This is a genomic window from Tistlia consotensis USBA 355 (genome assembly GCF_900177295.1).
In the GTDB taxonomy this organism is placed as follows: Bacteria; Pseudomonadota; Alphaproteobacteria; order Kiloniellales; family DSM-21159; genus Tistlia; species Tistlia consotensis.
In genome coordinates, this window is sequence record NZ_FWZX01000032.1 from 1 (window position 1) to 24,833 (window position 24,833).

The 24,833-nt window shown below is 71.9% G+C and carries 22 protein-coding genes; 15 read left to right on the forward strand and 7 right to left on the reverse strand.

Annotation, left to right across the window (positions count from 1 at the left end):
* Nucleotides 1-484 (forward strand): transposase (locus tag B9O00_RS26415; RefSeq protein ID WP_143596353.1); only part of this gene is annotated, 484 nt, incomplete at its 5' end.
* A 138-nt stretch (nucleotides 485-622) separates the two neighbouring features.
* Here the strand turns inward: B9O00_RS26415 and B9O00_RS26420 are convergent.
* The 3 genes from B9O00_RS26420 to B9O00_RS26430 all read right to left on the reverse strand — a co-directional run bounded on the left by B9O00_RS26420 (nucleotide 623) and on the right by B9O00_RS26430 (nucleotide 3,909).
* Nucleotides 623-1,966, reverse strand: a complete 1,344-nt coding sequence (locus B9O00_RS26420) for a spinster family MFS transporter (protein WP_085125724.1) — start codon at nucleotides 1,964-1,966, stop codon at nucleotides 623-625.
* 111 nt (nucleotides 1,967-2,077) lie between these two features.
* Nucleotides 2,078-2,980, reverse strand: a complete 903-nt coding sequence (locus B9O00_RS26425) for an NAD(P)-dependent oxidoreductase (RefSeq protein WP_085125725.1) — start codon at nucleotides 2,978-2,980, stop codon at nucleotides 2,078-2,080.
* Nucleotides 2,981-2,994: 14 nt separating this feature from the next.
* Nucleotides 2,995-3,909 carry an SDR family NAD(P)-dependent oxidoreductase gene (locus B9O00_RS26430; protein ID WP_089229858.1) on the reverse strand — a complete coding sequence of 305 codons (915 nt, stop codon included), beginning with the start codon at nucleotides 3,907-3,909 and terminating at the stop codon, nucleotides 2,995-2,997.
* Nucleotides 3,910-4,013: 104 nt separating this feature from the next.
* Here B9O00_RS26430 and B9O00_RS26435 point away from each other — a divergent pair, with 104 nt between their 5' ends.
* The 4 genes from B9O00_RS26435 (at nucleotide 4,014) to B9O00_RS26450 (ending at nucleotide 6,524) form a co-directional block, all read left to right on the forward strand.
* On the forward strand, nucleotides 4,014-4,916 hold the full coding sequence (locus tag B9O00_RS26435) for a LysR family transcriptional regulator (protein ID WP_085125727.1): 903 nt from the start codon (nucleotides 4,014-4,016) through the stop codon (nucleotides 4,914-4,916).
* Between the two features lie 139 nt (nucleotides 4,917-5,055).
* On the forward strand, nucleotides 5,056-5,907 hold the full coding sequence (locus B9O00_RS26440; protein ID WP_085125728.1) for a cysteine hydrolase family protein: 852 nt from the start codon (nucleotides 5,056-5,058) through the stop codon (nucleotides 5,905-5,907).
* A 60-nt stretch (nucleotides 5,908-5,967) separates the two neighbouring features.
* Complete coding sequence (locus B9O00_RS26445) at nucleotides 5,968-6,186, forward strand: hypothetical protein (RefSeq protein ID WP_085125729.1); 219 nt, start codon at nucleotides 5,968-5,970, stop codon at nucleotides 6,184-6,186.
* Nucleotides 6,183-6,524, forward strand: a complete 342-nt coding sequence (locus B9O00_RS26450) for an SH3-like domain-containing protein (protein ID WP_085125730.1) — start codon at nucleotides 6,183-6,185, stop codon at nucleotides 6,522-6,524. Before B9O00_RS26445 ends, B9O00_RS26450 begins: the two co-directional genes overlap by 4 nt.
* On the opposite strand, the gene B9O00_RS26455 is transcribed toward B9O00_RS26450, so the two are convergent.
* The gene (locus B9O00_RS26455; RefSeq protein ID WP_085125731.1) at nucleotides 6,513-9,365 is read right to left on the reverse strand and encodes an ATP-binding protein; all 2,853 of its coding nucleotides are present in this window, start codon (nucleotides 9,363-9,365) and stop codon (nucleotides 6,513-6,515) included. The two genes, B9O00_RS26450 and B9O00_RS26455, sit on opposite strands and share 12 nt — an antisense overlap.
* 319 nt (nucleotides 9,366-9,684) lie before the next feature.
* Here B9O00_RS26455 and B9O00_RS26460 point away from each other — a divergent pair, with 319 nt between their 5' ends.
* From B9O00_RS26460 to B9O00_RS26495, 8 genes are all read left to right on the forward strand, one after another.
* Nucleotides 9,685-10,488 carry an SDR family oxidoreductase gene (locus tag B9O00_RS26460; RefSeq protein ID WP_085125732.1) on the forward strand — a complete coding sequence of 268 codons (804 nt, stop codon included), beginning with the start codon at nucleotides 9,685-9,687 and terminating at the stop codon, nucleotides 10,486-10,488.
* A gap of 73 nt (nucleotides 10,489-10,561) precedes the next feature.
* Nucleotides 10,562-11,041, forward strand: coding sequence for a (2Fe-2S)-binding protein (locus B9O00_RS26465; protein WP_085125733.1), 480 nt, complete (start codon nucleotides 10,562-10,564; stop codon nucleotides 11,039-11,041).
* Between the two features lie 2 nt (nucleotides 11,042-11,043).
* On the forward strand, nucleotides 11,044-13,227 hold the full coding sequence (locus B9O00_RS26470; RefSeq protein ID WP_085125734.1) for a xanthine dehydrogenase family protein molybdopterin-binding subunit: 2,184 nt from the start codon (nucleotides 11,044-11,046) through the stop codon (nucleotides 13,225-13,227).
* A gap of 72 nt (nucleotides 13,228-13,299) precedes the next feature.
* A complete protein-coding gene (locus B9O00_RS26475) occupies nucleotides 13,300-14,124 on the forward strand; it encodes an alpha/beta fold hydrolase (protein WP_085125735.1) in 825 nt (274 codons plus the stop codon).
* A 242-nt stretch (nucleotides 14,125-14,366) separates the two neighbouring features.
* Nucleotides 14,367-14,885, forward strand: a complete 519-nt coding sequence (locus B9O00_RS26480) for a winged helix-turn-helix transcriptional regulator (protein ID WP_085125736.1) — start codon at nucleotides 14,367-14,369, stop codon at nucleotides 14,883-14,885.
* A complete protein-coding gene (locus tag B9O00_RS26485; protein ID WP_085125737.1) occupies nucleotides 14,878-15,969 on the forward strand; it encodes an HlyD family secretion protein in 1,092 nt (363 codons plus the stop codon). Before B9O00_RS26480 ends, B9O00_RS26485 begins: the two co-directional genes overlap by 8 nt.
* A 13-nt stretch (nucleotides 15,970-15,982) precedes the next feature.
* Nucleotides 15,983-17,545, forward strand: a complete 1,563-nt coding sequence (locus B9O00_RS26490) for a DHA2 family efflux MFS transporter permease subunit (protein ID WP_085125738.1) — start codon at nucleotides 15,983-15,985, stop codon at nucleotides 17,543-17,545.
* A gap of 446 nt (nucleotides 17,546-17,991) precedes the next feature.
* Nucleotides 17,992-18,888 carry a class I SAM-dependent methyltransferase gene (locus B9O00_RS26495; RefSeq protein ID WP_085125739.1) on the forward strand — a complete coding sequence of 299 codons (897 nt, stop codon included), beginning with the start codon at nucleotides 17,992-17,994 and terminating at the stop codon, nucleotides 18,886-18,888.
* On the opposite strand, the gene B9O00_RS26500 is transcribed toward B9O00_RS26495, so the two are convergent.
* Nucleotides 18,873-20,438 carry a B12-binding domain-containing radical SAM protein gene (locus tag B9O00_RS26500; RefSeq protein ID WP_159460341.1) on the reverse strand — a complete coding sequence of 522 codons (1,566 nt, stop codon included), beginning with the start codon at nucleotides 20,436-20,438 and terminating at the stop codon, nucleotides 18,873-18,875. The two genes, B9O00_RS26495 and B9O00_RS26500, sit on opposite strands and share 16 nt — an antisense overlap.
* A 114-nt stretch (nucleotides 20,439-20,552) precedes the next feature.
* On the opposite strand from B9O00_RS26500, the gene B9O00_RS26505 reads away from it, so the two are divergent.
* Together B9O00_RS26505 and B9O00_RS26510 are read left to right on the forward strand one after the other, a co-directional pair.
* Nucleotides 20,553-21,419 carry a TauD/TfdA dioxygenase family protein gene (locus tag B9O00_RS26505; protein WP_085125741.1) on the forward strand — a complete coding sequence of 289 codons (867 nt, stop codon included), beginning with the start codon at nucleotides 20,553-20,555 and terminating at the stop codon, nucleotides 21,417-21,419.
* Nucleotides 21,416-22,732, forward strand: a complete 1,317-nt coding sequence (locus B9O00_RS26510) for a cupin-like domain-containing protein (protein ID WP_085125742.1) — start codon at nucleotides 21,416-21,418, stop codon at nucleotides 22,730-22,732. The genes B9O00_RS26505 and B9O00_RS26510 overlap by 4 nt, the downstream gene beginning before the upstream one ends.
* On the opposite strand, the gene B9O00_RS26515 is transcribed toward B9O00_RS26510, so the two are convergent.
* Entirely contained in the window at nucleotides 22,733-23,488 is a 756-nt protein-coding gene (locus B9O00_RS26515; protein WP_159460342.1) for an SDR family NAD(P)-dependent oxidoreductase, read from the reverse strand. It lies immediately after the preceding gene.
* The gene (locus B9O00_RS33195; RefSeq protein WP_159460343.1) at nucleotides 23,478-24,611 is read right to left on the reverse strand and encodes a radical SAM family protein; all 1,134 of its coding nucleotides are present in this window, start codon (nucleotides 24,609-24,611) and stop codon (nucleotides 23,478-23,480) included. Before B9O00_RS33195 ends, B9O00_RS26515 begins: the two co-directional genes overlap by 11 nt.
* Nucleotides 24,612-24,833: the final 222 nt, after the last annotated feature.

Genomic DNA, 24,833 nt, shown 5'->3' on the forward strand with positions numbered 1-24,833 from the left:
CCAGAGCAGCGTGCTGTGCTTCATGGGCCACCTGCTGATGGAGAACCGCAACGGCCTGATCGTCGATGCCGAGCTGACCCGGGCGAGCGGCACCGCCGAGCGCGAGGCGGCGCTGGCCATGCTCGGGCGCCGGACGAAACGGCATCGGATCACGCTCGGCGCCGACAAGGCCTACGACGTCGCCGCTTTCGTGGGCGAACTGCGCCGCCGCCGGGTGACGCCGCACATCGCTCGCGACGACCACCTGACCAAGACCGGCAAGCGGCGGCGCTCGGCCGTCGACGGACGCACGACCCGCCACCCCGGCTATGCCGTCAGCCAGCGCCTGCGCAAGCGCATCGAAGAGGCCTTCGGCTGGATCAAGACCACCGGCGGCCTGCGCAAGACCCGCCACCGCGGCCTCGCGCGGGTCGGCTGGATGTTCACCCTGCGCGTCGCCGCCTACAACCTTGTCAGGCTGCCCAAGCTGCTCGCCGCAACCTGAGCGGGCCAGGACTCCGTCCGAAGCAGGCCGAAACACCAGAAAGCGACCGCAAAACCAGGGCAACGGCCCACATCCCCTCGCCGACAGCCCCGATCTGAGCCCGCCGACGCGGAAAATCGCTCCTATTTCCGCAGCCTGCTAGCTGACGCTCTCGGCGGAGAGGTGCCTGCTGGCGTGCCAGTTCAGCAGCGCGACGATCAGCAGGGGGGCCGAGGTGGCGACCAGGGTCCATCGGAGGCCCTCCGCGGCGCCCAGGCCGGCCGCCGACAGCGAGTCGCTGGAGAGGCCCACGCAGAGCGGGCCGAGCCCCAGTCCGACGAGGTTGATGCCGATGCCGTAGACGGCCGCCGCCGTGGCGCGGACGCGCGGCGTGACGAGCCCCTGGACGGCCGCGAAGCCGCCGATCTTCCCCATGCCGCCGACCAGGAAGTGGATCGCCATCAGCGTGAAGGCGGCGGCGGTATCCGGCACCAGGAGCGCCGCTGTGAAGAGGGGAATGCGGACGATCGCGATCAGAGCCGGAACCAGGGCGTAGGCCCGGTAGCCGTCTCCGTCCAGCCGGTCGGTCAGCCAGCCGCCGGCGAAGGAGCCGATCATCCCCGCCAGACCCTTGGCGCAGCCGAGCGCCAGGCCCAGGAGCCCGGCGGCGCCGAGTGCCGTCCCGACGAGGCCGTTGACTCCGCTCGCCATCGAGGCCAGCGCCTCGCCATGAACCCGGAAGAAGAAGGACGCCAGGAAGGCCGCCTGGCCGAAGTTGACGAAGGTCATGGCGGCTCCCGCCGCGGTGACCAGCAGGAAGGCCTTCTTCGAGAAGATCTCCCGGAAGGCATCCCCGAGGGGCGGGAAGGCCTCCCGGGCCGAGGGGAGCAGCCGCGACCGCGCGGGATCACCGATGGTGAGGAGCATCAGCGGCGCCAGCACCAGCCCGGGCGTGCTCGCCACGAAGAAGGCGGCCCGCCAGCCGTAGCTGTCGAGCACGAGGCCGCCGAGCGCCAGTCCGAGCAGGCCGCCGAGAGGGATGCCGGCCGAGTAGAAGGCGATGGCGGTCGCGCGCTTTCGCTTCGGCACCGTGTCGGCGATGAGCGCGTGGGCCGGGGCTATCCCGCCCGCCTCGCCGACACCGACGAACATGCGCGCCGCGAGCAGCTGGCCGAAGCCGGCGGCGAGGCCGGAGGCGGCGGTGGCGAGGCTCCAGACCGTCATCGATCCGGCGATCACGAGAACCCTGTTGGCCCGGTCCGCGATCCGCGCCATCGGCAGGGTGAGGGCCGCGTGGAAGAGGGCGAAGGCCATGCCGGTCAGGATGCCGAGCTCCGTGTCGCTGAGACCGAACTCCTTCTTGATCGGCTCGGCGAGGATGTTGACGACCTGGCGGTCGAGGAAGCTCAGGGAGCAGCTGAGCATCAGGACGCAGAGGGCGTACTTCGTATGGCTGTCGAGAGACGACGTTTCGGGGTCGGCACGGGTCTGGATCGCCGTCATGACGCCTCCTCCTGAACCGGGATGTCCTGACGACGCCCGTCGGACCCGCGGGGCGCCCGGCGGAAGCGGCAGCGCGCGACGGCGCTGCCGGAGGCCATCCGGACTGGGCTGTCACGCTTCCGATGGTCGCATGGATCTCGCTGCGAGATGAGCCCCTCCGTCGTCGGCGGCCGCCGGCTCCGGGCGGCGAAGCCAGCCGACGATCTCGACGAGGCCTTCCGCACCCGCCAGTCCCCTGTCGCGAAGCGACGACGGATCGAGATCGAGCGCGCGCATCGCCTCCGCGAAGTGCTCGATGTCCTTCCTCATCAGTCCCTGCAGGTGCGGCGCGATCTCGGCGTCGATCGGCCCGCCGAGCGCCTGCAGGATGGCGCTCGAGCCGCTGCTGACCATCAGGGCGTCGTGGAGCTTCCGGAGGTCCACCCCGAGCCGCCGGGCGAGCCAGAATGCATCGACCGCGTTCTTCAGGTTCGACATGGTCAGGGCGTTGTTGAGCAGCTTGGCGCTCTGTCCGGAGCCGACGCTCCCCATGTGGACGACCTTGCGCGAGAAGCTTTCGAGGAGCGGCAGGCAGCGCCCGAAGACGGCCGGCTCGCCGCCGACGAAGGTCGTGAGCGAGCGCGACAGCGCTCCCGGGCGGCCGCCGCTCACCGGAGCGTCGAGATAGGAGATGCCGGCTCCGGCGAGCCGGGCCGCGATGCGCCCGTTCTCCGCCGGATCCCCGGTGCCGTGATTGAGCACGGCGGAGCCCGGGCGGAGCGACGCCGTGAGGCCCTGTCCGTCCAGGAGGTCGCGGATGTCGCCGTCGTCCCTCAGGCAGAGGCAGAGGACGTCGACGACCGCGGCCAGGGAGGCGACGCCGTCGTGAGCCGTGTGAGCCAGGCCGGCGGCCGCCTCGAGCGAGGCCGGCCGACGCGCCCAGACGTGGAGGTCGAAGCCGGCCTCCGCGATCGCGCGGGCCATCGGCCCGCCCTGATCGCCAAGGCCGACGAAGCCGATCACGAGGTCGTTCATGGCGGCGGCTCCGATCAGGCGACGAGCGTCAGCGACAGGTCCCAGAGCCGCGCCGCGTTCTCCGGGGCGAGCGCGTATCCGGCGACGCCGCTGAAGTCCGCCGGCCGCCGGGTCACCCGACGCGCCTCGTTGCAGTCCTCGAAATAGAGGCCGCCGATGCCCTCGAGCAGCGGCGAGGCGGCCAGCAGGACCGAGGTGGCCGCGCCCTGCTGGGGCGTCTTCCGGCGCTCCGGCGGGGTCTTCAGCCCGCCGGTGTGTTTCTGCAGGCCGGTGGCGATCGCCCCCGGATTCACGGCGTTCGCGAGGATGCCGTCGTCCCTCCAGCGGTCGGTCACGGCGACGGCCAGCAGCGCGTTCGCCGACTTCGACTGCCCGTAGGCGCCGAAGGGCGTGTAGGGGATGAAGTCGAAGTTCAGGTCGTCGAAGACGACGGGCGAGAAGAGGTGGCCGCTCGAGCTCAGGGAGACGACCCGGGCGCCCTCGGCCGCCGCCAGGGCCCCGTGCAGGCCGGTGGTGAGCGCGAAATGGCCCAGGAAGTTGGTGGCGAACTGCAGCTCGAAGCCCTGGGGCGACGTCTCGAGCTCCGGCAAGGCCATGATGCCCGCGTTGTTGACGAGCACGTGGAGCGGTCCCGTCCAGCCGGCGACGAAGGCGCGCACCGACCGGAGATCCGCGAGATCGAGGGCACGCAGCTCGACGGCATGGTTGCCGGACGACCGCCTGAGCTCGGCCGCGGCCGGCTCGGCGGCCTCCGGGCGGCGGACCGCGAGCGTCACGGACGCCCCCGCCCGCGCAAGGGCACGGGAGGTCTCCAGGCCGATGCCGGCCGCGCCGCCGGTGACCACGACGCGCTTGCCCGCGAGATCGACGCCCTCGATCACCGCGTCGGCCGTCGAGGCGAATCCGAAGGGAGTGGTGAAGCCTGTCACGATCGTCTCCTCCTTGTGGCGAAAGGCTTGCCGCGGAGGTGGTCCGAGAAGACAATCCCGACAAGTCGCACGATCCCGCATGAGCTGATGAACAGATTGGAACAATGGCGTCTCCCGGCCTCACCGAGCTGAACGCGGTCGCGGCCGTGGCCGCGCGGCGGAACTTCCGCGCCGCCGCGAGGGATCTCGGCGTCTCCGCCTCCGCGCTCAGCCATGCCGTCGCCGCCCTGGAGGCCCGGCTCGGTGTCCGGCTCTTCAACCGCACGACCCGCAGCGTCGCGCTCACGCCGGCCGGCGAGGGCTTCCTCGCCCGGGTCGAGCCCGCGCTTCGGGAGATCGCCGAGGCGATGGCCGAGGCCAGCGAGCAGCGGGAGCGGCCCGCAGGCCTGCTGCGCATCAACGCCGCCGGCCTCGCCGCCGAGCAGATGCTGGGCCCGATCGTCGTCGCCTTCCTGCGCCGCCATTCCGAGATGGAGATCGAGATCGTGTCCGAGGGACGGCTGGTCGACATCGTGGCCGAGGGGTTCGATGCCGGCGTCCGGCTGGCCGAGACGGTGCCGCGGGACATGATCGCGCTGCCGTTCGGCGGCCTTCAGAGGCACGTGGTCGTCGCCGCTCCGTCCTATCTCGAGGGACGCCGGCGGCCGCTCGGTCCCGCCGACCTCAGGGAGCAGGTCTGCATCCGCTTCCGGCTGCCCGGTGGCGCCCTCTATCGCTGGGAGTTCGCGAAGCGCGGAGAAGCCTTCGCGGTCGAGGTCCGAGGTCCCTTGATCCTGGACGATCAGCGGCTCGTGTTGCGGGCCGCGATCGAGGGCCTGGGGCTCGCCTACGTCAGCGAGTGGTCGGCACGCGAGGCGCTCGCGGACGGCCGACTGGCGACACTGCTCGACGAATGGACGCCGCCCTACGAGGGGCTGTGCCTCTACTATCCGAGCCGCCGCCATCTCAGGGCCGGCCTGCGGGCCTTCACGACCTTCGTCAGGGAACGGAACAGGCCGCAGCGGTGAAGGCGGCGGCCGTCTCACAGCGTCTCACGAGCCCTCACGCAGCTTCTCGTCCCCTTCGTTTCTGCCCGGTCTACGGTCTTCGTCCATCCGGATCGGCGCAAGCGCCCGCCCGGCAACCGCAACTTTCTGGGAGACCGTCATGTCCTGCAGCCATGCTTCCTGCAAGGAGACCTCCGAGCAGAACGTCGTCGCCTCTTCCCGCCGGCGGCTTCTGCTGGCGACCGCCGGCGCGGCCGTCGCTGCGACGGGCGGGCCGGCGCTGGCGCGCGCTGCCGCGCCCGCCGAGGACCCCTACGCCGATCCCGTCAATCCGGCCTTGCCGAAGGTCGAGATGACCCTCGATCTGGCCCGCACGGCCCTCGTGGTCACCGACCCGCAGATCGACTTCCTGAGCCCGAAGGGGGGCGCCTGGAGCGCCTTCGGGGAGAGCATCACCGAGCAGAACACCGTGCCCAATCTCCGGCGCCTCTTCGTCGCCGCCAAGCAGGCGAGGATCCCGGTCGTGATCTCGCCGCACTACTACTACCCCTTCGACCACCGGTGGAAGTTCGCGGCGCCGGGCGAGGCGCTGATGCACAAGCTGGGGCTGTTCGATCGGCCTGGCCCCCTCTCCGTGGAGGGTTTCGCCGGCTCCGGCGCGGACTGGATGCCCGAGTACCGGGACCTGATCGAGGACGGCGAGACGATCGTCTGCTCGCCGCACAAGATCGCCGGGCCGCAGACCAACGACGTGATCTTCCAGCTGCGCAAGCAGCGGGCCGATCAGGTCATTCTCGCCGGCATGGCGGCCAACTTCTGCGTCGAGTCCCATCTGCGCGACTTCGTCGAGCACGGCTTCGAAGTCGCGGTCGTGCGGGACGCCACGGCCGCCAGCAAGCTGCCCGAAGGCGACGCCTACGGAGCCGCGCTGGTCAACTTCCGCTGGTTCGCCAACGCGCTCTGGACGACGGACGCGGCTGTCGAGCTCATGAGGCGGGCGTCGCGCGGCTGATCCCGTGACCGGAGCCGCGCGATCGAGGTCGTCGAGACCTGGCTGGAGAGGGTTTGAGCGATGGACTCAGAGAATCGCCGCCATGCGCATGTCGAGATCCGGCCGGCGGAGCGACCCGGCTACTACGAGGTGATGGAGATCGCCGTGCGCGAACTGCTCGTCGGCAAGGGCCTGGTCGGTCCCGGCGAGATCCGGCGCCAGATCGAGGCCATCGATCGCCAGGCTCCGGCGCCCGGCCTCGCCCCCGCGACCCCGCCGAAGGAGGGCCGGCGGCAATGACTGCGACCCGGCATCGGCCGGGCGCGCGGCCCGGCACGCTCGGCGGCGGCGCCGCCCGGCGCAACGGGCAGGTCGGCCACGAGCCGAGCCCCTGGGAGAAGCGCTGCCATGCCCTGGCCGTCGTGCTCGACAGCCACGAGATCATCAGCGCCGAGGAGAAGCGCCGCTGCAGCGAGAGCCTCGGCAACGAGATGATCGCCAGGCTCAGCTACTACGAGCACTGGATCCTGGCCCTCGCCATCGTCCTCTTCGAGAAGCGCATCCTTGCGCCGAGCGAGCTCGCCTGGAAGATGGACGAGATCGCCGAGCGCTGGCCCGGCGGGGGATCAGGCGGGTGAGCCCTCGAGCGCGTCGAGCAGCCGTCTCGCGGCGGTCAGATCGCGTGTCCCGAAGCCTTCCTCGAAGCGGGCGTAGGTCGTCGACAGCGCTTCCCGCGCCTCGCCTCGGCGGCCCTGGGCGGACAGCAGGCGGGCGAGGCTCGTGTCGCTCCGCAGGCGCCACGACAGCGCGCCCTGCCGCTCGGCCAGCGTCGCCGACGCGCGATAGCTCTCGGCCGCCGCCGCGGCGTCTCCCCGGCGGGCTTCGATCTCGCCCCGGATGCGCAGCAGCTCCGGCAGCTCGAAGGTCTCGCCGTCCGCGGTGACGCTCGCCAGCGTCTTGCCGATCGCGTCCCGCGCCCGATCGAGATGCCCCTGCGCGGCGAGACCCAGGGCGAGCGAGCCGCCGAATCCCGACGTGTAGAGCTCGTAGCGATCGGCGCGGAGGCTGGCGATGGCGTCGCTCAGCAGCTCGACGCCGCGGTCGAGCTGCCCCGCCTCGATCATCGACTCGCCCTGCAGGCCGCGCCCGACGTCGCGATAGGGCCTCAGGGAATGCCTCTCGGCATGGGCGAGAAGGCGCGCCGCGAGCCCGTCCACGGTCGCCCAGTCGCCGAGCCACTGGAACACCGCCGCTCCCCAGATCAGAGCGATGCAGTAGGTCACCGCATCCGGAGCCGTCGTCTCCGCCGAGAAAGGCCTCGCTGCGGCGATGGCCTGGTCCGGGTAGCCCTGGAGCCACAGGCAGCGCGGCAGGGAGATGTAAGGGCTGCGATGGAAGGCGAAGTGGCCGGGCCGCACGCTCCGGAACACGGCCATGCGGAGCGGTTCCTCCAGGTGGGCGCGCGCCGCCGCCTGGTCGCCCGCCAGGTGATGGGACACGGACAGCAGCGTGTGGGCCGCCGAGACGGCGACCGGGTCCGCGAGCTCGCCGGCGAGCTCCTGGCAGCGCCGCGAGATCGGCAGGAGCCTGGAGATCTTGCCGGTCCGCCGGTGATACATGTGGAGGCGGCTGAGCAGCCGGAACTGGCTGCGGCGGTCCTCGACCTGCTCGGCGAGCGCGAGCGCGCGCTCCAGGGCGGCGCGGGCCTCCTCCCCGTTGCCCTCGGTGAACATCAGGGAATGGCCGAGGGCCGCGTTCAGCTCCATCGCCATCCGGTGATCGCGGGCGCTTTCGTCCTGCAGCTCCAGGGCCTGCGCGCTCCAGCGGCGGCACTCGTTGAGCTGCGACAGCTCGATGAACAGGGCGCTGGCCGCAGTGGCCAGGCTCACGGCGAGCGCCGGATCGCCCTCGTCCGAGAAGCTCCAGGCCAGAGCCGCACGGACGTTGCCGAGCTGCTCGGCACCGGCGGCACGCCGCCCCGGCCTGTCGTCCGAGGCCTCCCTGTGCAGCCGCACCAGATGGTCCAGGACATGCCGCGCATGGCGCTCGGCGATCTCCTGCGCCTCGCCGCTCTCGGCGAGCTGGGCGTAGGCGTAGGCTCGGGTCGTGTCGAGCAGGCGGTAGCGGGTGCCGGCTTCGTCGGTACTCGCGGAGACCAGCGATTTCGCGACCAGCTGCTCCACGGCCTCGACGACTTCCGCGCCGTCGAGCGCCTTGCCGGCGGCGACGGCGCGGGCCGCCTCGAGCGTGAAGCTGCCCATGAAGAGCGACAGTCTCCGCAGGACCGTGCGCTCGGGCTCGCCGATCAGGTCGTAGCTCCAGTCCAGCGCGGCCTTGAGGGTCTGATGGCGTGGCAGCGCGGTGCGTCGCCCGCGCCACAGCAACCTGAAGCGCCCGTCGAGCAGGGAGGCCGTCTCGCGCAGGCCGTGCGTCCCGGCCCGGCTTGCCGCCAGCTCGATGGCCAGGGCGATGCCGTCGAGTTTCCGGCAGATCTCCGCGACGACCCGGGCGTCTTCGTCCGTCAGTTCGGAGGCTCCGCCGGCGGCCGCGGCGCACTCGGCGAAGAGCTGCGTCGCCGGAAAGCCGAGCAGCTGCTCCGCCTTGAGATCCCCGCTCCTCGGCGGGCGCCCCAGGGGCGGCAGTTCGAACAGCTGCTCGCCTTCCGCCCGCAGGGACTCCCGGCTGGTCGCCAGGATGCTCACCGCGGGGGCCTCCCGATAGATGGCCTCGGCCAGCGCCGCGACCTCCTCGATCACATGCTCGCAGCTGTCGAAGATCAGCAGCATCCGCCGGTCGCGCAGCAGGTTGACGATGTCCGGCGCCGGATCGTCGGACCGGACGAGCAGGCCGAGCGCCGACCCGAGCGCGCCGCTGACGAGCGAGGCGTGCTCGAGCGGCGCCAGATCGAGGAACAGGACCGCCCCCTCGAACGCGGCCAGGTTCGCATGACCGAGCGCCACGGCGACCGTCGTCTTGCCGATGCCGCCGGGGCCGTGGACGGTCACGAACCGCCTGGCCGCGAGCTGCCCGGAAATCCGGCGCAGGATGTCGTCGCGGCCGAACATCCGCGTCGGAGGACGCGGGAGGCTGCGCGACAGCCCTCCGGCGTCGCCGCCCGCCGCCGGCGCCCACTGAGGCCGGTCGGACTGGGCGACGGGCGCGACGAAGCAGTAGCCGCGACCCGGCACGTTGCCGACGTAGCGCGCGCCGTCCTGGCCGTCGCCGAGCGCCCGGCGGAGTCCCGCGATGTGGAATCGCAGGCTGCTCTCGTCGACCGTCAGGTCGGGCCAGGCCCGGGCGATCAGCTCGTTCTTCGGAACAACCTCCCCGGCCCGCTCGACGAGCAGGATCAGCAGGTCCAGGGCACGGCTGCCCAGCTTGAGCGGTGCGCCGTCCTTTTCCAGCAGGCGCTCGGCCTCGTAGAGGCGGAACGGTCCGAATGACGTCGAGGGCCTGGAGATCTCGCTCTTCCTCTGCATCGGTCGCCGTCGGGCCCGGCAGTCCGGAGGCAACCGGCCGGGGCGGCGGACGACGGACCATCACGCGAAACACGCACTGCGCACCGGCTCACAGCGCCTCACAACACTCAACTCGTGGTGCCGCCGAACGCACGGCAGTCTGGATCCGAGGCGCAGGCGTGCAGAAGAACCGCCTGCCAGCTTAGCAGCGGAGCAGCAGCATGCACATCGCCGCCGATCGGTTCCGGGCCAGCGCCGCTGCGGGCGACTCCGGGACGCCCGGGGCCGTCTGAAGCCGACGACGGCCGGCGGCACGCCAGCGCTCCCGAGGACAAGGACGATGCCCAAGACCATTCTCGTCACCGGTGCCGGCTCGGGGTTCGGCGAGGGCGCCTCGATCGGCCTGGCCCATGCGGGCCACGAGGTCATCGCGACCGCCCAGATCGCACCACAGGTCTCGGCGCTCCGGGACAAGGCCTGCGCCCTCGGCCTGGACAACCTGCGGGCCGAGAAGCTCGACCTGCTCGACGCCTACGACGTTCGCCGCGCGCTTGCCTGGGACATCGACGTGCTCTTCAACAACGCCGGGATCGGCGAGGGCGGACCGGTCAGCGAGGTTCCGGTCGATCTGGTTCGGCGCAGCTTCGAGACCAACGTCTTTGCGCCGCTCGCACTCACCCAGGGCTTCGTCCGCAGCTGGGTCGACGCCGGAAGGGGCGGCAAGATCGTCTTCACCTCCTCGGTGAGCGGCCTCTTCACGCCGCCCGGCTACGCGCCCTATGCGGCCACGGCGCACGCGCTCGAAGCCATCGCCGAAGCCATGCGGCAGGAGCTCCGGCCCTTCGGCATCAAGGTCCAGACGATCAATCCCGGCGCCTATCTGACCGGGTTCAACGAGACCACGGCCGACACGGCGTTCCGCTGGCTGGACGACGGCCGGAACTTCACCAGCCGTGCCTCGATGCGCGAGACCTACAACAGCCTGCTGGCCACCCCACAAGGCCGTCTCGATCCCTGCGAGGTGGTCGATGCGATGGTCGAGATCGTCCCCACCGACGAGGGACGCTTCCGGAACGTCGTTCCGCAGTCCTGCGAGGACATGCTGCGGCGGCACCAGACCGAGGCCTGGGACGCCTGCATCTAGGGGGCCCGCCGCCGACCCGCGCCGACCGGCGCTTCGACAGCCAGCGACGCTGGCGACCATTCTGGAGGAACCGATGGCCTACACGATCAGGGTGAACGGCGCCCGGCACAGCGTCGACGTCGACGACGACACGCCGCTCCTCTGGGTCCTGCGCGACCTGATCGGCCTGACCGGCACCAAGTTCGGCTGCGGCATGGCGCTGTGCGGCGCCTGCACGGTCCATCTCGACGGCGCCCCGATCCGTTCCTGCGTCACGCCGATCGAGAGCGTCGGGGAGTCCGAGATCCGGACGGTCGAGGCGATTGGCGAGACCCCGGCGGGCAGGGCGGTCCAGAAGGCCTGGACCGACCTCGAGGTGCCGCAGTGCGGCTACTGCCAGTCGGGGCAGATCATGTCCGCCGCGGCGCTGATCGCGGAGACGCCGGATCCGGACGACGACGACATCGACAGTGCGATGTCCGGCAACATCTGCCGCTGCGGCACCTACCTGCGCATCCGCGCCGCCATCAAGCGGGCGGCGGCAGAGGCCGCCACGCAGGCGAAGGGAGGCTGACCATGCGGGGCGTCCAGCGGATCGAGCGGCCGTCTGGCCTCGCGCCCTCGCGCCGCCGCTTCCTCGTCGCCGGCGCGGCCGCCGGCGGCGGCCTGCTGCTGGGACTGTCGCTGCCCGGCCTGGGCGGTCGTGCCGACGCGGCGGAGGCGGCAGCCTTCGCCCCCGACGCCTTCATCCGAGTCGGCCGTGACGGGCGCGTCGGCTTCGTCGTCCCACAGGTCGAGATGGGGCAGGGCATCTACACCGCGCTGTCGATGCTGATCGCCGAGGAGCTCGAGGTACCCCTGGCGGCGGTCGCCGTCGAGCACGCGCCGGCGAACGACGCGCTCTATGCGAACCCGCTCCTGGGTTTCCAGGTCACCGGCGGCTCGACCTCCCTGCGCGCCTTCTGGGAGCCCCTGCGCCGCGCCGGCGCGGCGGCCCGCACGATGCTCGTCGCGGCCGCGGCCGAGGCCTGGGGCATCGATCCGGCGGCCTGCCGTGCCGAGGCCGGCGCCGTGATCGACGACTCCGGCGGCCGACGCCTCGCCTACGGCGAGCTCGCCGAGCGGGCCGCCCGGCAGCCCGTTCCGGGCGCGGTGCGTCTGAAGGATCCGAAGGACTTCACGCTGATCGGCACGCCGGCGAAGCGGCTCGACACGCCCGCCAAGGTGACCGGCAGCGCCGTCTTCGGCATCGACGTGAGGCGGCCCGGCATGAAGATCGCGACGGTCGCGGCCTGCCCCGTCTTCGGCGGCATGCTGAAGGCCGTCGACGAGGGTCCAGCGCTCGCCGTGCGCGGCGTGCGCCAAGTGGTCAAGCTGAGCGACGCCGTGGCCGTGGTGGCCGACCACATGGGGGCGGCGAAGAAGGGCCTCGAGGCGCTCCGCATCGCCTGGGACGAAGGCGCCAATGCCGGGTTCTCGACGGCGGATCTGGTCCGAGACCTCGAGGTCGCGGCCGGCGGGACGGGCGTCTCCGGTGACCAAGCCGGCGACGTCGAGGCCGCCCTCAAGGGCGCCGCGCGGACCCACGAGGCGGTCTACCGGATGCCCTTCCTGGCGCACGCGGCCATGGAGCCGATCAACTGCACCGTGGAGCTGCGCGGCGACCGCTGTGACGTCTGGCTCGGCACCCAGGTCGCGACGCGGGCCCGGGCCGCCGCGGCCGAGGCGGCGGGGCTGCCCCCGGAGCGCGTGACGATCCACAACCATCTGCTCGGCGGCGGCTTCGGCCGGCGCCTGGAGGTCGACAGCGTGACGCAGGCGGTGCGGATCGCCCGCCAGGTGGTGGGGCCGGTCAAGGTCGTCTGGACCCGCGAAGAGGACATCCGGCACGACCTCTACCGACCCTGCTACTACGACCGGCTGAGCGCGGGACTGGACGAGGCGGGCGCGCCCGTCGCCTTCCGGCACCGGGTCGTCGGCTCTTCGATCGTCGCGCGCTGGATACCCGCCCTGTTCAAGGACGGCTTCGACTTCGACGCGGTCGACGGCGCGGCCGGTCCGCCCTACGGCTTTCCGAACCTGCTGGTCGACTACGTGCGGCAGGAGCCGCCGGCCGGCCTCGCCACGACCTGGTGGCGCGGCGTCGGCGTCACCCACAATGCCTTCGTGGTGGAAGGCTTTCTCGACGAGCTCGCCCACCTCGCCGGCGCGGATCCGGTCGCCTATCGACGGGCCCTGCTCGACGGGCAGCCGCGCGCCCGCGGCGTGCTCGACCTCGCGGCGGAGAAGGCCGGCTGGGGCGTTGCCGTCGCGGCGGGCAGGGGGCGCGGCGTGTCGCTGCTCTCCGGCTTCGGCAGCCACATGGCGCAGGTCGCCGAGGTCTCGCTGGCCGGGGACGGGTCGCTGCGCATCGAGCGGGTGGTCTGTGCCGTCGACTGCGGCCGGGTCGTCAACCCCGACACGGTCCGTGCCCAGGTCGAAGGCGGCATCATCTTCGGGCTGACCGCCGCCCTCTACGGCGAGATCACCCTGGAGCGGGGCCGGGTCGTCCAGGGCAACTTCGACAGCTACCGCATGCTGCGCATCGACGAGACCCCGGCCATCGAGGTGCATGTCGTGCAAAGCGACGAGGCGCCCGGGGGCCTCGGCGAGCCCGGCACCTGCGGCATCGCGCCGGCCGTCGTCAATGCGGTCTTCGCGGCGACGGGCAAACGGCTGCGCAAGCTGCCGATCGATTCCAGCGAGCTGTCGGCGAGCTGATCGCCTGGGCCGCACGAGCGACACGCGGGGCCTCGCGCACGAGGCCGACAAACCGAGCAGAGGAGCAGGACAGTGGGCAGCATCACCACCAAGGACGGCACCGAGATCTTCTACAAGGACTGGGGCAGCGGACGTCCCGTCGTGTTCCATCACGGCTGGCCGCTCAGCGCCGACGACTGGGACAACCAGATGCTGTTCTTCCTGGAGAACGGCTACCGGGTGATCGCCCACGACCGGCGCGGCCACGGCCGCTCGAGCCAGACGGCGAGCGGCAACGACATGGACACCTACGCCGCCGACGTCGCCGAACTGGCGGCGGCGCTCGATCTCAGGGACGCGGTTCACATCGGCCACTCGACGGGCGGCGGCGAGGTGGCGCGCTACGTCGCCCGTCACGGCAAGGGCCGCGTGGCCAAGGCCGTGCTGATCGGCGCCGTGCCGCCGATCATGCTGAAGAGCGAGAGGAACCCGGGCGGGCTGCCGCTCGAGGTGTTCGACGGCTTCCGCGCGGCGCTCGCGGCCAACCGTGCACAGTTCTTCCTCGACGTCGCGAGCGGCCCCTTCTACGGCTTCAACCGGCCCGGCGCCCAGGTCTCGGAGGGGGTGATCCGCAACTGGTGGCGCCAGGGCATGATGGGCGCCGCCAAGGCGCACTATGACTGCATCGAGGCCTTCTCGGAGACCGACTTCACCGAGGACCTCAAGGCGATCGACGTGCCGGTCCTGATCCTGCACGGCGGCGACGACCAGATCGTGCCGATCGCGGACTCGGCGCTGCTCTCGGCCAGGCTGGTCAGGAACGGCACGCTCAAGGTCTACGAGGGCCTGCCGCACGGCCTGTGCACCACGCATCCCGAGATCGTCAATCCGGACCTGCTCGCCTTCGTCGACGGCTGAGGCCGTCCCGGCGGCCCGGTTCGTCGGCCGACCCGACGATCCCGCGGGCGTGGAGTCTCGGAGCGGGGGCGCGGCGACCGCACGCCTCGGCCCTCGCCCGAGCCGGCCCCGAGCCGGTCCCGCTCCTGTCGGGCCGGGTGTTCGGGCAGGGCGACGGGAGATCTTTTCGCCAGTTACTTGCATTTTGAAAGTAAGTGCCCAGATCGTGCCTGTCAGCAAGGGAATCCGGAAGGACGATCGACATGCAGCCCAAGAGCCTCGGCACCCCCCAATGCCCGATCGCCCGCAGCCTGGAGCGCGTCGGCGAGTGGTGGAGCCTGCTGATCCTGCGCGATGCCTTCGACGGCCTGACGCGCTTCGACGAGTTCCAGAAGAGCCTGAAGATCGCGCCGAACATCCTGGCGCGCCGGCTGCGCGGGCTGGTCGAGGCGGGAATGCTGGAGAAGCACCTCTACAGCGAGCGGCCGGCCCGCTACGAGTACCTCCTGACCGAGGCCGGTCGCGACTTCCGGCCGGTGCTCTGGGCGCTGCTGGCCTGGGGCAACCGGCACCTCGCGCCCGAGGGCGTCAGCGTCCAGATCGTCGACGGCGAGACCGGCGCGGCCGCCGAGCCCGTGCTCGTCGACCGTCACAGCGGGCGGCTCCTGACCGAACCGCCGTTCCGCCTCGCGCCGGGTCCGGCCGCGAACGCCGGCACGCGGGCCCGCCGCAGCCGCGGCTTGCGGCAGCATCACCTGGAGGAGGAGGAGGGCCATGTCTGAGGCCGTCCTGGAGCGCCGCCCCGCCGCGCCTGCGGTGAAGAGCCGTCCGCGCCTGCGCTACCGCCGCCTCGCGCTTGCCGCCGCGCTCCTCGCCGCCGGCGCGGCCGTCGCCTGGTACGCCGAGCACTGGTGGAGCGAGGAGCGCTGGCTCGAGTCGACGGACGACGCCTACGTCGGCGGCGACGTCACCGAGATCTCGCCCCATGTCCCCGGCTTCGTCGCGAAGGTCCTGGTCGCCGACAACCAGCGTGTCCAGGCCGGCCAGCTGCTGATCCAGCTCGACGACCGCGACCTCAGGGCCGCGCTCGCCAGGGCCGAGGCGGTCGAGCGGCAGCGCCAGGCGACGCTCGCCAGCCTGCGCGCCCGACTCGTGCTGCAGCAGTCGTCGATCGGCCGGGCCGAGGCCGAGCTCGCCGCGCGCCGGGCCGAAAGCGACTTCGCCCGACAGGACGCGGAGCGCTATCGAAGGCTCGCGAGCAGCACCGCCGGATCGCGCCAGAGCGCCCAGAAGTCGGCGTCGGTCGAGGCCGGGGCGAAGGCGGCGGTCCGCGCGGCCGAGGCCGGCCTCGCCGCCGCGCGCCAGCAGCTCGTGGTGCTCGACACCGGGATCTCGGAGGCCGAGGCGGCCGTCTCGGAGGCCGGAGCCGAGCTGCGGCAGGCGCGCCTGGACCTCGGCTATGCCCAGATCCGCTCGCCGATCGACGGCTACATCGGCAACCGGGCTGCCCGGGTCGGCGCCTACGTCCAGGCCGGCCGCTACCTCGTCACCATCGTGCCCGCCCGCGGCCTGTGGATCGACGCGAACTTCAAGGAGGACCAGCTGGCGCACATGAAGCCGGGCCAGCCGGCGACGGTGGTCGCCGATATGATGCCAGGCCGCACCCTGCACGGCCAGGTCGCCAGTCTGGCGCCGGCGACCGGCGCGACCTTCAGCGTGATCCCGCCCCAGAACGCGACCGGCAACTTCACCAAGATCGTCCAGCGCGTGCCGGTGCGCATCCTGCTGGACGAGGGCGGCGTGGCGGCGGAGCGGCTGCGCCCCGGCCTGTCGACGACGGTGACCGTCGACACCGCCGGCGACTGAGACGACCGACGCCATGACCGAGGCACCGTCCGACACGAGCTGGCTGCGCGGACTCGCCCCCTTCGTCGTCATGTGCGTGGGCATGTTCATCGCGCTGCTCGACATCCAGATCGTCGCCTCCTCGCTGCAGGACATCGGCGGCGGCCTGTCGGCGGCTCAGGACCAGATCGGCTGGGTGCAGACCGCCTACCTGATCGCCGAGATCGTCATGATCCCGCTGTCGGGCTGGCTGACCCGCCTGCTCTCGACGCGCTGGCTGTTCACCGTCTCGGCGGCCGGCTTCACCCTCGCCAGCATGCTCTGCGGCCTGGCCTGGAACATCGAGAGCATGATCGTCTTCCGGGCGCTTCAGGGCCTGCTCGGCGCCTCGATGATCCCGACCGTCTTCACCTCGTCGTTCCACTACTTCCAGGGGCCGAAGCGGGTCTACTCGGCAGCGGTCATCGGCACCATCGCCTCGATCGCGCCGACCCTCGGGCCGGTCATCGGCGGCTGGATCACCGACAGCCTCGACTGGCATTGGCTGTTCTACATCAACGTCGCGCCGGGAGCCCTGATCACGCTGCTGGTGCCGTTGCTCGTGCGCATCGACGAGCCGAACCTGCAGCTCCTCAGGGAAGCCGACTATCCCGGGATCGTGCTGATGGCGCTCTGCCTCGGCGACCTCGAGTACGTGCTGGAGGAGGGCACGCGCTGGAACTGGCTCGACGACGCGACGATCCGGACCTGCACCGCGATCGCCGCCGTCTCCGGTCTGCTCTTCGTCGTCCGCAGCCTGACCTTCGCGCGGCCGGTCGTCGATCTCAGGGCGCTCGGCAACCGCAACTTCGCGCTCGGCTGCCTGCTGTCCTTCGTAACCGGCATCGGCATGTTCTCGACGATCTATCTGACGCCGCTGTTCCTCGGCTACGTGCGCGGTTTCGACGCCTGGCAGACCGGCGTCGCGCTGTTCTCGACCGGTGCCGCCTCGCTGGTCGCGGTGCCGGTCTACATCCTGCTGGCGCGGCGCTTCGACATCCGCTGGCTGATGATGTTCGGGCTCGCCTCCTTCGGCGTCGCGATGTGGCGCTACAGCTTCATCACCCATCTGTGGGGCGGCGCCGAGCTGCTGCTGCCCCAGGTGCTGCGCGGCTTCCCGCAGGTCTTCGCCGTGGCGCCCAGCGTCAACCTCGGCCTCGGCAGCCTGCCGCCGGAGCGCCTCAAGTACGCGAGCGGCCTGTTCAACATGATGCGCAACCTCGGCGGTGCCGTCGGCATCGCGGTCAGCGGCGCGCTGCTCAACGACCGGACCAACTTCCATTTCCAGGTCATTGCCGCGCATCTGACGCCGGCCAACGGCGCCATGACCCGGCTGGCCGACGGCCTCGCGGCGCGCTACGCCGAGATGCTGGGCGACGCCCAGGCGGGCCAGTCGGCGGCTCTCGAGCGGCTTTGGCAGCTCGCCTACCGGGAGGCCTCGACCCTGGCCTACGCCGACGCCTTCCGGGCGATCATGGTCGCTTTCGTCGTGGCCACGTTGCTGGTCCCGCTGCTGCGCAACGTGAGCCCACTGAAGCCTGGGGCCGGCGGCCACTGAACGGCCATTTCTAGCGCTCTCCAACCGCTTCCGGGGCGAGCGCGTGTTGGCCCCCGCCAGACGCCCACCTCGATCGGGTGGTGCCGGCGATCACCGCCGAGGAGGGTGAGGTCCTGGCGTTCATCGATGACGCTGTGATCTCCCGCCGTCCACTGCGCGGGGGGCGTCGAGGCTTGCGTCGCGGCTCTGAGGGGCTCAGCAGGTCCTGGCAAGCTTGGTCGAGCTCGAGGTGTCAGAGGTGGCGCTTGCCGCTATGTCTCGGGCCGCCCACTCCGCCGGCGCGGCCGCGCGGCGGGGGTTCCGGCATGCGCAGCGGCACGGGCCGCACGCGACCGGCTGCCAGGCGGCCTGGCCCCTGTTGACCCGGTCCGCGGGCTGGACGCAGACTCCGAGGCCCACGCCCGTCGATCCAGCCGTCGGCACTCTGCAGGGGAGCGGCCTCACCCTTGAAGCGGGTTGCCTCAACGCCGACCGAGATCCGCTACCGGGAGACCGCGGCCGAGATCGACGACGGCGCGGTGCGCGCCTATTTCGACGCCGTCGGCGAGGCCGCGGCGAAGGCCAGCTACATGGGCCACGAGCGCGACATGCCGGCCGCCGCGATGCGCTATCGCTTCGCCCGCGAGCGGCGCCTGCTCGAGCCCTGGCTGCGCCCGCTCGATCCCGGAGGCCGCGTGCTCGACGTCGGCTGCGGTGCCGGCACCTGGACCGACTACTTCGCCGGGCGCTTCGCCGGGGTCGTCGGGATCGACCGCAGCCCGGCCATGATCCGCGCCGCCGAGGCACGCTGCGCCGGCCGTGCGAACGTCGAGCTGCGCGCGGGCGACTTCCGCGGGGAGCTGCCCGAGGGGCCGTTCGAGCTCGTCTTCCTCGGCGGCATCTGCATGTATCTCGGCGACGCCGACGCCGAGGCGCTGCTGCGCCGGCTGTTCGAGCGCCTGACCGAGACCGGCGTGGTGATCTGCCGCGAGAGCACCGTCCGGCGCCGCATCCAGGTCGCCGAGGGCCGCTACCAAGCCGTCTACCGCAGCCTCGGGCGCTATGCGGCCCTGTTCGAGGCGGCGGGCCTGCCGGCCGAGCGCGTCGCCTGGGTCCGGAACGACGGCTACGACGCGATGAACATCGCGGGCGAGGCGGTGCTGGCCCGGCGCACCCTTCTGCCCTTCCTGCCGCAGGTCTCGCCGGCGCTCGGCGCCGCGACCTGGTGGGCGCTCAGGCTGGCCGCACCGGTCAGCTTCGTCCTGGCGCCCTGGCTCGCCGGACGCGCCGGCCTCGACTGGCCGAGGCTCGCCAACCACTTCTTCCTGCTGCGGCCGAGCGCAAGCACTCAGCCGGCGCCCTGACCCGTCGATGCCTGCTCCGCGAAGGCCGTCTGCCAGGCGGGGCGGAGCCGGCGGTCGATCGCGATGTGGGTCTCGGCGTGGGCGAGCGCGCGCAGGAAGCTCCAGATCACGGCCGGTCGCCGGCTCGCGAGGTCGGCGAGGTGGTGCCAGAAGGACCAGCGCCGGCTGCGCCGGACGCCGTGGCGCCAGAGCACGTGGCCGAAGGAGCGCAGCTCGTCCGCGGTCGGCCGCGACTGGCGGCGCAGCCGCGCCGTCGCGAGCTCCCTGTGCTGGCGCCAGCAGCGCTCCATCAGCGTGCCCGGGTCGTAGGCGCCGGCATAGAATTCGAGGGCGTCGTCGAGGATCTCCTGCCGGGGGCGGGAGGGCACGAAGTTGACTCCCGGCAGGGCGGGCTGCCGGCCGGACAGCAGCCGGCCCTCGTCCGCGAGCCGCCGGGTCAGCGCGGCGTCGGGCAGGGCGTAGAGGAAGTTGAAGTCGACCGTCGCGACCGGCGCCTCGTCGAGGAAGCGCAGCAGCCGGGCGCCGGCGCCGGCGGTCTCGCCGTCGAAGCCGAGGACCACCGCCGCGTGGACCTCGATGCCGGCCCGGGCCAGGCGTCGGCAGGCCTCGTCCGCGGGCAGGGCGAGGTTCTGCCGCTTGCGCGCCGAGCGGATCGCCGGCTCGTCGACCGACTCGATGCCGACGAACAGGCGGGTGATGCCCGCCGCGACCATGGCCTCGACCAGCGGCTCGTCGAGCGCCAGGTTGATCGTCGCCTCGGTCATCAGCGTGAAGGGGAAGTCTCGCTCCCGCATCCAGGCCGCCAGCTCCGGCAGCAGCCGGCGCACCGGCTTGCGGTCGCCGATGAAGTTGTCGTCGGCGATGAATACCTGGCCGCGCCAGCCGCTCGCGTAGAGCGCGTCGAGCTCGCCGAGGAACTGGGCGATTTCCTTGACGCGCATCGTCTTGCCGCCGATGCCCTTCTCGATCACGTCGCAGAACTCGCAGCGGAAGGGGCAGCCTCGGGAGAACTGGACCGTCGCCATGACATAGCGGGACATGTCGAGCAGGTCGAAGCGCGGTGCCGGGCTCAGGGTCACGTCGGCGTTGCCGGACGGCCGGACGATGCCGCCCGGCGCGCCGCTCTCGATCTGCTCCAGCAGCAGGGGCAGGCCGAGCTCGGCCTCGTCGACGACCACGAAGTCGGCGCCGGCGGCCTGCACCGCCGCCGGTGCCGCGCTCGCCCAGCCGCCGCCGACCACCGTGGTCTTGCCGCGGCGCCGGGCCTCGGCGATCAGCTCGGCCTGCGCCTCGGACTGGTCAGCATAGCCGCTGATCAGCACCAGGTCGCCGGCGTTCCAGTCGTCCTCGGTGAGCTCCCGGGCGTTTTGGTCGGCGAGGTGGAGCGACCAGTCCGCTGGCAGCAGGCCGGCGACGGTCAGCAGGCCGAGCGGCGGGCTCGCCGCGGCGCGCGCCATCAGCCGGGAGGTCTCGTCGAGGCACTTGCTCGAGGTCTGGCGCGCCGCGGCCGACTGGCGGGGATTGAGCAGGAGGGCGCGGCGCGGCGCCATGCGCAGGTCTCCCTGACGGGGCGAGTGCGCAGCGGTGCCGTCCAGCGGCATGGCCGCCGCACTCGTCTGGAACTATAGTGTGCCGTCAAGGGGTTGGGAACGCAGAAGGTCGGCATGCAGCTCACGCCCTACGCCGCCGGCGGCTTCGGTGCCGAGGTCTCCGGCCTGGACCTCTCGGAGCCGCTTTCCGCGGACGATGCCGACCGGCTGCGCGGGGCGCTCGACCGCTATCGCCTGCTGGTGTTCCGCGGCCAGGAGTTGACGCCGGAAGCTCAGGTCCGCTTCGCGCGCAGCTTCGGGACGGTCGCGCCGCCGGAGCCGAGCGCCGGCCTCTCGACCCACTCCGAGGCCGTGCCCGAGCTGCAGTGGCTGTCCTACCTGCGCGCCGACGGCAGCGAGCCGAGCGACCGCCGGCCGAGCCAGGCCGATGTCTGGCACACCGACTACGCCTATCTGCCGGACCCGGCCGGCCTCGCCTGCCTGTTCGGCGTCGAGATCCCCGAGGACGGCCCCGACACGCTGTTCGCCGACATGCAGGGCGCCTACGACGCCCTCGATCCGGACAGGCGCTCCGAGCTGCGGGAGCTGAGGGCGATCCACCAGCAGCGCGGCGGGCTCGACCCCGCGCTCTACCGCCTGCCGCCCTACCTCGGCCCGGGCCAGCCCGACGACGGCAGCGCGCAGCGCCAGGCGGCCCATCCGCTGGTCCGCTGCCACCCGGCCTCCGGACGGCACGGGCTCTACATGGCGCAGTGCTACACGATCGGCATCGAGGGCATGGCCGAGGCGGCGGCGAAGGCCCTCGTCGCGGCGCTCTACGCCCATGCGACCCAGCAGCGCTTTCTTCACCGCCACGTCTGGCGCCGCGGCGACCTGCTCGTCTGGGACAACCTCGCGACCAACCACCGGCGCTCGAAGCCGCTCGACCGCCCGCGGGTGCTCCACCGCGTGACCATGCGGCGCAAGGGGGCAGAGGCATGACCAGCGACGCGACCTCCGACGGCCGGATCTCCTCGCCAGAGGACAGCGGCGCGGCCGTACAGGACGGCTTCGTGAAGAGGCTCAAGTGCCGGCTTCTCGCGCAGGCCTTCACCCAGCTCAACGTCCTGTCCGGCCTGCGCCACTACATCTTCAGCCCGGCGCTCTACAGGGTCGCCCTCAACGATTCGGTCTGCTCGGCCAGCTACGGGCTCGACCTGCCGCTGCGCACCGCGCTCGCGTTCAAGGCGGTCTTCCTGCTGCGTTCGATCGCCGGGCGCAACGACATCCTGCGGCGGGCGGCCTCGGCGGTCTGCGACAGGATGGAGGCGCATCTCGGACGGCTCGGCACCGAGGGCGAGGTCCGCCCGGTCGAGACCATCGACCTCTCGACGATCGCGCCCGAGGACTTCTACGAGCGCTTCGTGCGCGACCCGCGCCCCGTCGTGATCCGCGGCGCCCGGGTCGACGTCGTCGGCCGCTGGAGCGTCGACTGGTTCCTCGAGCACTACGGCGAGGTTCCTGTCTACTTCGCGCTCAGGGACCGCCACGTGAAGAAGCCGCTCGGCTTCTTCCGCGAGTCGAACGATCCGGAGATCTACCTGCACAACTCCGAGAACATCCTGTTCCACGACCCGGCGCTGCTCGAGGGGCTGCACATCGATCGGTTCGGGCCCTACGTGCGCAAGGAGAACTTCTCCTGCCAGCTGTTCCTCGGGATGCGGCGCGGCACCGGCGCGCCGTTCCACTGCGCGCACTACTCGAACCTCTTCTTCAACATCGAGGGCCGGAAGAAGTGGACCTTCCTCAACCCGGTCTACACCTACCTGATGTATCCGACCTCGACGTCCTACAAGGCCTACGTCGCGAGCTCGGTCGGCCTCGCCCATCGGGTCAGCCCGGGGCGCTTCCCGCTCTACGACCGCGCGGTCCGGCACGAGGTCGAGCTCGAGCCCGGGGACGTGCTGTTCTCGCCCGGCTGGTGGTGGCATTCGGTCGAGAACCTGACCGAGCGGACCGTCGCGGTCGCGACCCGGCACGTCGGGCGGGACGATCCCCCGATGAACGATCTCTTCAGGACGTCGCAGATCCTCTCCTCCCGGCTCAACGGCATCGTCCGGCAGATCCTCTATGACCGCCTGATGAGCGGCCGGCGCGTCTATGCCCAGCCCTATGCGCTCGACGGCGAGGAGGTCAGCGACTTCGAGCGCGCGACGCACTCCGACGAGTCGGTGATGACCTTCCTCGATCGCCCGGAAATGGTCTGGGGCGAGCATCTCGCGCGCACCGCGGAACGGGCGCCGGTGGAGCGCTGATCAGGCCGGCTCCGGACAGCAGGCGACCAGCGGCGGCGCCGGCGCCAGGAGCAGCCGGAGGATCGCCTCTGCCGCGAGCCCCGGCGGATGCAGCGGCGGGCTGCCGAGGCTGGCCCGCGCCCTGGCGATCGGCGCCGCGTACTCGGGATCGTCGCCGTCGAGCGCGTCGAGCCGCGCGCGGATCGGGCCGCGGATCGCGGACTCGAAGGAGCCCAGCCGCAGGATGCTGACGCCGACCCCGGCGTCCGCGACCTCCAGGGCGAGCACCTCGGCGAAGCCCTCGAGCGCGCGCTTGGCGGCGACGTAGGCGCCGTAGAGCGGGACGGCGACGGGCGCCCGGTCGGAGCTGACGAACACGACGGCGCCGCGGCTGCTGCGCAGGGCCGGCAGCAGGCGCTGGGTCAGGCCGACCGCACCGAAGACGTTGACCTCGAACTGCTCGCGGGCCGCGTCGAGGTCGAGCCGTTCGACAGGGCCGGGCAGGGCCGTCCCGGCATTGTTGACGAGCCCGGCGAGCCGGCCGTCCGACCAATCGAGGACGGCGCCGGCAAAGGCTTCGATCGAGGCTTCGCTGCGCAGGTCGAGCCGGGCCGTTGCGCAGCCGGCCGCCTCCAGCCCGGCGGCGTCGGCCTCGTTCCGGACGCTCGCCAGCACCGGCCAGCCGCGTGCGGCGGCGAGCAGCGCCGTCGCCCGCCCGATGCCCGAGGAGCCGCCGGTGACGACCAGGGCCCCCGGGCGACGCCCCTCAGGCGACAAAGGCGGTCGCGCCGGTCTGAGCCTCGCCGCCTCGGGCCGCGGCGGGCTCTCGCCCGGCCTTCGAGCGGTGGAGCGGCGACCAGGCGAAGCCGCGCCAGTAGCTGTCGGCGAAGCCGATCCAGTTCTCGAGGCTGGCCGCGTCGCGGACGTGCTCCTTGAAGTTGACCAGCAGCCAGCTGCTGAGCGCCAGGCTGTCGCGGCAGTTGGCGCAGTCGCCGGAGGCGCAGCACAGCCGCCGCGTCGTGAGATCCTGCGCGTAGGACTCGAAGCCCGGGAGGATCGGGCGGCCGGACGACAGCCGGGTCGCGTTCGCCGGATGGCCACTGCTGATCGTCGCGCAGCCGTCGTAGCCGAAGCGGCCCCAGGGGGTCTCTCCGCGGATCAGGCTCTCGATGTAGTAGGGATGGGACAGCACGGTCCCGGGATAGCGCTGGGCGACCTCGAGCGCCCGCTCGAGCAGCGCCTCGGTCGCCTTCGCGGTCTCGGCCGGGTCCTCGCCGTAGTGCCGGTAGTAGCTGAAGTAGACCAGGTTGCCGTTCTGCTCGATCATGTCGACGCTCGGCGCGATCTCGTCGATCGCCTCCTCGCTGAGCGCGTAGACCACGGTCACCCGCTCATCGTCGCGGTAGTTGTCCAGCCCGCGGCGGAACAGGCCCTCGAAGCGCTGCCCGCCGGCGGCGATCGCGCGGTACGCGTCGTCCGAGCGGTAGCCGGCGAAGAGCGCGAGGCCGATCGAGACCTCCTCGAAGCCGTCCCTGGGGATCTTGCGGTAGCCGTTGGTCGCCACGCTCAGGAAGGGCAGGGTGCGGGCGAAGACGGCCAGGCGCTCCGGATAGATGGCCGGTTCGCCGCCGACGACGAGGGCGTGGGTGATCCCGGCGGCGAGGCGCTCTTCCAGGATCTCGCGGATGCGGTCCAGCCCGGCCTGGTCCTCGATCCCCTCGTCCATCTTGTTCGCGTAGTACCAGCAGCCCTGGCAGCGCAGGTTGCACTCCCGCGTCAGCTGGAAGGCGTTGGTGCGCACGCGCGAAGAGATGGCCTTGATGGCGCCGAGCTTGCTCCGCAGGTCCGGGCGCGCGGCGAGGAAGCGCGTCAGGGAGAAACGCTCGTCGCCCGCCGTCATGGCTCCTGCCTTCCCTCCTGGCCCGGCACCCCGTCCTGGCGGTGACGCGCCGGATGACCGAGTGACGGACGAAAAGTGCAGCAATAGAGCCACAATAGTCCAGCGTGGCCGGGCTCGCCACGAATTCCGGGGACGGTCCGGCCGACGATAGGGCCTGTGCTTCGCTTCTGGCGCTGCGTACTATGGCCGGCGGTGGCGGGCTCCGGCCAGGCCGCCGTGAGA